Annotated in this window: 1 tRNA gene; it reads left to right on the top strand. The window is 60.2% G+C overall.

From position 1 onward, the window contains the following. Positions 1 to 178 precede the first annotated feature (178 nt). Positions 179 to 252 (top strand) — tRNA-Tyr (locus DEQ92_RS22900). Positions 253 to 440 lie beyond the last annotated feature (188 nt).

Raw genomic sequence — 440 nt, 5'->3', positions numbered from 1 at the left:
CGTACAACCGGAAGACGATACCCGAGCTGCAAGCCGTCCAGACCGACATCGACCGCACGGCAGAACAGTTCCTATCGGTTCTCGGCGAACACCCATCGCCCGAGGGAGAACGAACCGGACCGACTGACGGCGACGATGAGTAACCCTTAAGTCCAACAGCGGCGCTACGTTGAGGTGCCCGCCCTTAGCTCAGCCTGGTAGAGCAGCCGACTGTAGATCGGCTTGTCCCCCGTTCAATTCGGGGAGGGCGGACTTCCTTTCCTGCCGAATCGTAGCAGACATCTGAATTCGGTTGTCACCCGATCTGCACTGATCGTCGAAATCGCTCGGTTGCTGGATGGTGAGGACACATACCTGAGACGCCTACTCCTCACCGATGCGTTCGGTCGGCCCCTCCTCGTCCGGCGCCTGAAGCTCGACTGTATGACCGGTATGGCGGG

It is taken from the genome of Haloferax sp. Atlit-6N, from assembly GCF_003383195.1.
GTDB classification, from domain to species: Archaea; Halobacteriota; Halobacteria; order Halobacteriales; family Haloferacaceae; genus Haloferax; species Haloferax gibbonsii.
The sequence above is the reverse complement of the archived record's forward strand: the minus strand, read 5'-3'. Positions and strand labels throughout refer to the sequence as shown.